An 8,012-nucleotide genomic window follows, 5' to 3' on the forward strand; every position below is an offset into this window, starting at 1 on the left:
TAGCCCGCGGCGCTGGATGGAGACGCCGGGTTCGAGCGCGCCGGATTCGAGCGCGCCGGGTTCGAGCGCGCCGGGTTCGAGAGCGCCGGGCCCGAGAGCGCCGGGATCGACTGCGCCGGGTTCGACGGCTCAGCCCGGAAGTCGGCGGTCAGAGGTCCGGGCCGTAGCCGGCGCGGGTCAGGATCGTCGCGATCTGGATGCGCCCGGTGACCCCGAGCTTGTCGGCGATCGCGCTGACGTACTGCTTGACCGTCGCGGGCGAGAGGTGCAGGCGCTCGCCGATCTCCCCGTTGGTCGCGCCGGAGGGCACGAGCTTCGCGACCTCGAGCTCGCGCGGGGTGAGCGCGCGGATGCGCGCCCGGGCCCGGCGCTGCTGCGAGCCCTTCGCATCCGCGGTGAAGGATTCGATGAGCTCGCGCGTGCTGCGCGGCGACATGAACGAGTCGCCCTCCTCGGCCGCCCGCACGGCCCGCCGGAACTCCTCCGGCGAGGCGCGCTTTTCGAGGAACCCGGAGGCGCCCGCCTCGAGCGACTGCAGCACGGCGTCCTCGCGCCGCCACGCGGTGAGCACCACGACCTCGGGCGGCGCGTCCATCCGCCGCAGCGCCTTCGTGGCCTCGATGCCGTCGACCACGGGCATCTCGAGGTCCATGAGCACGACGTCGGGCCGCAGCTCGAGCGCCACCTCGACGATCCCCGCGCCGTTGTCGCGGCCGCCGACGACCTCGATCTCCTCGAACGCGCCCAGGAGGTTCTCCACGGCGTCGCGGACCAGGACCTCGTCGTCGACGAGCAGCACGCGGATGGTCATGGACTCAGTGTATTTGCCCGTCGCGGGATGCGGGGCCGTCGCGCCGGCGGCCCCGCCCGCACGGTACTCCCGCGGCGGCCCCGGGTGCCGGTCGGCAGCGGAAGCGGTCAGGACTGCACCGGCCAGGGAAGACGGGCGGCAATGCGGAAGGTCTCGCCGACGGCGCCTGCCTGCAACTCGCCGCCGACCATGCGGGTCCGTTCCCGCATCCCCTCGAGACCGCGCCCGGTGCCGGGTGCATCCGCCGCGCGCTCGGGCAGCGGGTTCACGGCGAGGATCTCGATTCCTTCCCCCGGGCCGCCGCTCACCGAGAGCGTGAGGAACTGACCCGGGGCGTGCTTGCGCGCATTGGTGATGGCCTCTTGCACCACCCGCACGACGGCGCGCGCGAGGCGGTCGGGCGCCTGCTCCGCCTCGTTCAGGTAGATCGACAGCCCGACGGGCTGCCCCTCGACCACCGATTCCTCGACGATGCGCCGCAGCTCGGTGAGCGACACCGGGCGGGACTCGCCCTTGACGACCCCGAGCAGAGACCGCAGGTCGTCGAGCGACTGCGACGCGATCCATCGGATATCGGCGATCTCCCCGGCGATCTTGGGATACTCCTCCTCGCGCACCTCGATCGCACCGGCTTTGATGCTGAGGAGCGAGAGCCGGCTGCCGAGGACGTCGTGGATCTCGCGCGCTATCTCCTCGCGCTCGCGGCTCCGTGCGAGCTCGACGTCGAGCACATCCCGGCTTTGGCGCGCGGCCGCCTCGCTCCCGCGCACCCGCTGGAGGATGCCGATGGCTGTCGGGACGCCGAGCGAGAGCAGCACGATGATCACCGCGACCGCGACCGGCACCTCGGCCCTCTCCGCGGGGCCCGCCTCGGAGACGACGAACTGCTGGATGATGGACTCGGAGCGGGCCGAGAAGTACGCGTCGGTGATGGTGCTGACGAGCACGGCCGCGGCCGCCGCCACGGCGCCGACGACGACCTGTCCGCCGCGACGCCGGGCGATCAGCGAGGCCAGCCCGATCATCGCCGCGACGGGGCCCACCTGGAGCAGCGCGCCGGCGGCCGCGCCCGCGAGCGTGACGAGCAGCGGTCGATCCCGTCGCCAGATCACGAGCACCGCGAGCGCGAGCGCGGCCGCGAGCGACCCGACCGACATCCACGCCGCGCCGGTGCTCGTGAAGCCGCCGCCCTCGTCCGTCGACTGCCCGGTCGGCGAGTAGAACGTCTCCATGAGGCCGCCGAGCAGCACGAGCACCATCAGCAGAACGGTGCACGCCCACCAGCGCACCCGGGGCAGCCGGTCGCGGAGACTTCGTTTCACACTCACAGTCGCACTCTATGCGCGGCCGGCCCCGTCGGGGCAGCCGCCGATCGGCTGCGGAACCCCACCCGATCGGCAGGGGTCGCCGCACCCGGACGGCCGTGTCGACGGGCCCCGACACCCGGAGATGGTTGACGGGTAGTTGCCGACCTCGACGAAGGATTCCCATGACGAACCCCAACGGCCCCGCACCCGAGTTCTCCGGCCCCTCGCAGCAGGGCTCCGCGGAGCCCGAGCCCAAACCCAAGAAGAAGCACTGGTTCGCGCGGCACAAGGTGCTCACCGTACTCGGCGCGATCGTGCTCATCGCCGTCATCGGCACGGCGATCGGCGGCGGGGGCGGTGACGACGAGGCGGAGCCCGCGGCGGATTCGGCCGCGGACGCCCCGGGCGGCTCGGAGGAGGGCGCCGGCGCGGAGGGCGGCGACGGAGCCGCGGCCGGCATCGGCGACGCCGTGCTCTCGGGCGACCTCGAGTTCACGATCACCGGCGTCGAGGAGGGCGGAGCGGAGCTCGGAAGCGAGTACGTGAGCACCGCCGCGCAGGGCGAGTTCCTGCTCGTGCACGTGACTGTGACCAACACCGGCGACGAGGCGCACTACTTCACCGGCGGCGAGCAGACCCTCGTCGACGACCAGGGCCGCCGGCACGAGACCGACGGCGCCGCCTCGCTGTACATCCCCGGGAACGAGACCCTCTTCGCCAACATCAACCCCGGCAACACCGTGGAGGGCGTCCTCGTGTTCGACCTGCCCGCCGACGCCGTGCCGGTGGAGATCGAGGTGCAGGGCGGCCTGTTCGACGACGCCGTGACGGTCTCGCTCGCGGCGGCGGAGTAGCCCCCGCGAGCGCCCGTCCGCTTCGAGGTGCATGGCGCCGCCGCCCGGATATCCGGCCCGGCGGCGCCATTCGCCCCGATTTCGGCGTTTTTCCGCCGCGGTTCTCGCCATACACACGTGAAGAACACCCTCGAGCCCCCATAATTGACTCCGTGACTGCGGCGAAGACTCAACAGGCCCTCGGCTCGATCCGAGCCTTCCTCCTCGACCTGGACGGGGTGATCACCCCGACGGCCGAGGTGCACGAGCGCGCGTGGGCGGATCTGTTCACCCGCGTGTTCGAGGAGCACGGCGCCGCCCCGTACACGGACGCCGACTACTTCTCGTACCTCGACGGCAAGCCCCGCTTCGTGGGCGTGCGGGACGCGCTCGCCTCCCGCGGGATCGCGCTGCCCGAGGGCATGCCCGGCGACGACCCGGAGTTCGACACGGTCTGCGGGCTCGGCAACCGGAAGAACGCGATCTTCGCGCGCCTGCTCGACGAGGAGGGCGTGACCGCGTACCCCGGCTCCCTCGAGCTCGTCGCCGAGGCCGATGCCCTCGGCATCGAGACCGCCGTCGTCACGAGCTCCCGCAACGGCCACCGCGTGCTGCGCGCCGCGGGCCTCGAGGGCCGATTCGAGACGATCGTCGACGGCGTGCGCGCCGCCGAGCTCGAGCTGCCGGGCAAGCCGGCGCCCGACACCTATCTGCAGGGCGCCCGCGAGCTCGACCTGCCCGCATCCGCCTGCGCGGTGGTCGAGGACGCGCTCTCGGGCGTGGCCGCCGGCGCCGCCGGCGGATTCGGGCTCGTGATCGGCGTCGACCGCGGCGCCGGCGCGGACGAGCTGCTCGAGGCGGGCGCCGACATCGTGGTCGCGGACCTCGCCGATCTCGTGCGGCCGCTCCGCGAGGCGCGTTCGAGCGCCGGCTGAGCCCGCCGCCCGCGGCCCTCCGCCCTGCCGCATCCCGCTCCGCACAGACGCTCCGATAGAGAGGTCCCGACGTGACTGAAGAACGCACGATTGGCGCCACCCCGCGCCCCTTCGCCCCCGAGCAGGAGACCGAGGAGCCGAGCCGCCTGCGACGCTCCCCCGACGCCGGCCAGGAGCTCGACCGCTCGATATTCCCCATCGACCCGTGGGCCATCGTCGAGACCGGCTTCGACCCGAGGCTGCAGGGCCGCACCGAGACGATCTTCGCGGTGGGCAACGGCTACCTCGGGCTCCGCGGCAACATCGACGAGGGGCGCGAGGCCGTCGAGCACGGCACCTACGTCAACGGCTTCCACGAGACCTGGCGCATCCGCCACGCCGAGGACGCCTTCGGCTTCGCGCAGGTCGGGCAGACCATCGTCAACGCCCCGGACGCGAAGGTCATCCGCCTCTACGTGGACGACGAGCCCTTCATGCTGGCCTCCGCCGAGATCGTCGCCTACGAGCGCCGCCTCGACATGCGCACGGGCAGGATGACCCGCGACCTCACCTGGCGCACGCCCGCGGGCAAGCACGTGCGCATCAGCTCGAGCCGCATGGTCTCCTTCGCCGAGCGGCACCTCGCCGTGATCGAGTACGAGGTCGAGCTGCTCGACTCCGAGGCCTCGATCGTGATCTCGAGCCAGATGCTCAACCGGCAGGACGGCGTCGACGAGTACCGGGACAAGCCCGGCAACGGCGGCCCGAAATTCGACCCCCGCACGGCGGAGCAGCTCGAGGGCCGCATCCTGCAGCCCATGCTGCAGCGCACCGGCGACGAGCGCTTCGTGCTCGGCTACCGGACGACGAGCTCGGGCATGTCCATCGCCGCGGCGATGGACCACCGGCTCACCGTCGACGGCGAGACGAGCGAGGAGCACCACGCCCACAGCACGCTGCACGACGACGTGGCCAAGCGCGTCTACCGCCTCTCGGGGCGGCCGAACACGCCCATCAAGCTCACGAAGTACCTGAGCTATCACACGGCCAACGTCGCGCCCGCGCGCGAGCTCGCGGACCGCTGCGAGCGCACCCTCGACCGCGCGCTCGAATGCACCCTCGACACGCTCTACCACGACCAGGCCGAGTGGCTCGACGACTACTGGAAGACGGCGGACGTCGTGCTCCACGGCCAGCCCGACCTGCAGCAGGCGATGCGCTGGGACCTCTTCCAGCTCGCCCAGGCCGCCGCACGCGCGGACGGCCTCGGGATCGCGGCGAAGGGCGTCACCGGCTCCGGGTACAGCGGGCACTACTTCTGGGACACCGAGATCTTCGTGCTCCCCTTCCTCACCTACACGCAGCCCACGATGGCGCGCAACGCCCTGCGCTTCCGCTACAACATGCTCGACGACGCGCGCTCGCGCGCCTCCGAGCTGAGCGAGCGCGGCGCGCTGTTCCCGTGGCGCACGATCAACGGCCAGGAGTCGAGCGCCTACTACGCGGCGGGCACGGCCCAGTTCCACATCGACGCCGACATCACGCACGCCATGGCGCAGTACCTCTCGGCCACCGGCGACGTCTCGCTGCTGCTCAACGGCGCGGTCGACGTCTTCGTCGAGACCGCGCGCATGTGGTACGACCTGGGCTTCTGGCGCCGCCACAAGAGCGACACCTTCCACATCCACGGCGTCACCGGCCCGGACGAGTACACGACGGTCGTCAACGACAACCTGTTCACGAACGTCATGGCGCAGGAGAACCTCCTCGTGGCGGCCGACGCCGTCGAGCAGCTCCGCGAGGACTTCCCCGAGGACTACGACCGCCTCGTCGACCGCCTCCGCGTGACCCGGGAGGAGATCGACGCGTGGCGGCGCGCGGCCTCCCGCATGCACATCCCCTACGACGAGAACCTCGGCGTGCACCCGCAGGACGAGTCCTTCCTCGACAAGGAGGTGTGGGACCTCGACAACACCCCCGACGAGCAGCGGCCGCTGCTGCTGCACTTCCACCCGCTCGTGATCTACCGCTTCCAGGTGATCAAGCAGGCGGACGTCGTGCTCGCGCTGTTCCTGCGCGGCAACCGGTTCACCCCCGAGGAGAAGCTGCGCAACTTCGAGTACTACGACGTGCTGACCACGGCGGACTCGAGCCTCTCGCCCGCGGTGCAGTCGATCATCGCATCGGAGGTGGGCCACATGTCGCTCGCCGAGGAGTACTTCCGCCACACGGCGTTCGTCGACCTCGCGGACCTGCACGGCAACACGGACGTGGGCGTGCACGTGGCCTCCTCGGGCGGGATCTGGCTCGGCGCGGTGTGCGGCTTCGGCGGCATGCGCGACTTCGACGGCCGGATCTCCTTCGACCCGCGCCTGCCGGAGGACTGGGAGGGTATCGACTTCCGCCTGCGGCTGCACGACTCCCGCGTGCGCGTGGAGCTGCGGCAGGACGCCATCTCGTTCTTCCTCGAGCGCGGGCAGGGCGTCGAGGTGTCGGTGCGCGGGCAGGATGTGCTCGTGCAGCCCGACGCGCCGGCGGTCGTGCCCCTCGCCGATCAGGGGCCGCGCCAGTCGACCCGGCCGAGCCGCGAGGCGCTCATCGGCCGGCACCGGGCCGACGGCACGCTCCTCACCGCCTCTCTGCCCGTCGTGACCGGGCAGATGCCGGCGCTGGACCAGCCGCTGCCGGACCTCGACTAGCGGCGCGGACGAGGACGCCCTCCCGGAGCATCCGGGAGGGCGTCGCGCCGTCCGGGGCGGCAGCTAGAAGTAGATGCCGCGGTCGGCGAGCCACACGCGCGAGTCGATCGGCGTGCCGCCCACCTCGACCTGGAAGTGCAGGTGGCAGCCGGTGGAGGGGCCGGTGGTCCCCGCGTAGGCGATGACCTGACCCGCACCGACGTGCTGGCCCGCGTTCACGTTGAGGCCGCCCTCGGAGATGTGCGGGTACTTGATCACGGTGCCGTCGCCCGCCTGCATGATCACGATGTAGCCCCAGCCGTCCATCCAGCCCGAGTAGGTGACCGTCGCGTCCTCGACCGCGTAGAGCGGGGTCCAGCAGGTGCCCTGCGGCACGACGAGATCGAGGCCCGCGTGCAGGCGCGGATAGCCGTAGATGGGGTGGATGCGCATGCCGAACGGCGAGGTGACGTACGCGTTGCTCGCGATGGGCGAGGCGTAGCCGCTCGAGTTCGCGCCGCTCGCGGGCGGCGGGGGCGGGGCGGAGCCGCCGCCCTGGTTCTGCTGGGCCTCCTGGCGAGCCCGCTCGGCGGCCTCGGCCCGCTCCTGCTCGATCCGCTTGCGCTCGGCCTCGCGCAGGCGCTCGCCCTCCTGGTAGTCGGCCTCGACCACGTCCCGGTGCTCCATGAGCGGGACGAGCATGGCCTCGAGCTCCGAACCCTTCTCGACGGCGCGGTCGCGCTTCTCCTGCAGGTCGAGTTGCGCGGCCACCGCCGACTCGTACTCGGTCTGCGCCTCGGCCTCGAGCACCTGCAGCTCCGCGAGGGCGCGCTCGGCCTGCTCGTTGAGCTGCTCGGCGTTGTTGCGCGCCGCGACGGCCTGCTCGTAGAGCGAGCCGTTCTCGGTGCCGAGCTTCGAGAGCGTGGACATGCCCTTGAGGAAGTCGTCCGACTCCCCCGGATTCGTGAGCAGCTGGACGGTCGGGTCGATCGTCACGCGATTCGACATCGCCGCGACGTAGGCCGCGGCGGCGGCCTCCGCCTCCTCGGCCTCCGCGTCGGCGGTATCGGCCTCGAGCTGCAGCCCGTACACCGTCTCGCTCTGCGCGGTGGCCGCCTGCTCGGCCGCGGAGTAGGCGGCCCCCTTCTGCTCCGCGACCAGCTCGGCCTCGGCCACGTCGGTCTTGAGCTGCTGGATCTGCCCGTTGATCTCCTCGATCAGGCGGTTCTGCTCGTCCACGTCGTCCTGCGCGGCCACCACGTCGTCCCAGGTCGCGTAGTCGTCGAGGTCCTTCGCGCGCGCCACGACGGCGCCGTGCCCCACGAGGGCGAGCACGAGCAGCCCCGCGAGCAGCGAAAGGGGGCCGGTTCGTCCGCGGCGCCCCTCGATCCGTCCTGTTCTCGACACCGGCATCCCGGCTCTTCTCGAACGAGGGTGTAGTCCGTTGAGCGCGTCGCTGTCCGTGTAGG

The 8,012-nt window shown here is 71.9% G+C and carries 6 protein-coding genes; 3 read left to right on the top strand and 3 right to left on the bottom strand.

Features of this window, described 5'->3' with window-relative positions; all coding sequences use genetic code 11:
• Window positions 1–148: 148 nt before the first annotated feature.
• Together FM112_RS17115 and FM112_RS06265 are read right to left on the bottom strand one after the other, a co-directional pair.
• Window positions 149–811 (bottom strand): response regulator transcription factor, encoded by a 663-nt coding sequence (locus tag FM112_RS17115; RefSeq protein ID WP_176386698.1) that lies wholly within the window; start codon window positions 809–811, stop codon window positions 149–151.
• 107 nt (window positions 812–918) lie between these two features.
• The gene (locus tag FM112_RS06265; protein WP_140400589.1) at window positions 919–2,139 is read right to left on the bottom strand and encodes a sensor histidine kinase; all 1,221 of its coding nucleotides are present in this window, start codon (window positions 2,137–2,139) and stop codon (window positions 919–921) included.
• 161 nt (window positions 2,140–2,300) lie between these two features.
• Here FM112_RS06265 and FM112_RS06270 point away from each other — a divergent pair, with 161 nt between their 5' ends.
• The 3 genes from FM112_RS06270 to FM112_RS06280 all read left to right on the top strand — a co-directional run bounded on the left by FM112_RS06270 (window position 2,301) and on the right by FM112_RS06280 (window position 6,564).
• Window positions 2,301–2,972 carry a DUF4352 domain-containing protein gene (locus FM112_RS06270; RefSeq protein WP_176386699.1) on the top strand — a complete coding sequence of 224 codons (672 nt, stop codon included), beginning with the start codon at window positions 2,301–2,303 and terminating at the stop codon, window positions 2,970–2,972.
• 152 nt (window positions 2,973–3,124) lie between these two features.
• Window positions 3,125–3,886, top strand: a complete 762-nt coding sequence (locus FM112_RS06275) for an HAD family phosphatase (RefSeq protein ID WP_087005165.1) — start codon at window positions 3,125–3,127, stop codon at window positions 3,884–3,886.
• A gap of 71 nt (window positions 3,887–3,957) precedes the next feature.
• Window positions 3,958–6,564, top strand: coding sequence for a glycoside hydrolase family 65 protein (locus FM112_RS06280; protein ID WP_254910397.1), 2,607 nt, complete (start codon window positions 3,958–3,960; stop codon window positions 6,562–6,564).
• Between the two features lie 63 nt (window positions 6,565–6,627).
• On the opposite strand, the gene FM112_RS06285 is transcribed toward FM112_RS06280, so the two are convergent.
• Window positions 6,628–7,950 (bottom strand): M23 family metallopeptidase, encoded by a 1,323-nt coding sequence (locus FM112_RS06285; RefSeq protein ID WP_140400590.1) that lies wholly within the window; start codon window positions 7,948–7,950, stop codon window positions 6,628–6,630.
• Window positions 7,951–8,012 lie beyond the last annotated feature (62 nt).

It is taken from the genome of Gulosibacter sp. 10 (genome assembly GCF_900163695.1).
Taxonomy (GTDB): Bacteria; Actinomycetota; Actinomycetes; order Actinomycetales; family Microbacteriaceae; genus Gulosibacter.

What these genes read in the sequence shown, in the direction of transcription:
- FM112_RS06270 (WP_176386699.1), top strand. Translation starts at nt 2,301, where the DNA reads ATGACGAACCCCAACGGCCCCGCACCCGAGTTCTCCGGCCCCTCGCAG.
- FM112_RS17115 (WP_176386698.1), bottom strand. Translation starts at nt 811, where the DNA reads ATGACCATCCGCGTGCTGCTCGTCGACGACGAGGTCCTGGTCCGCGAC.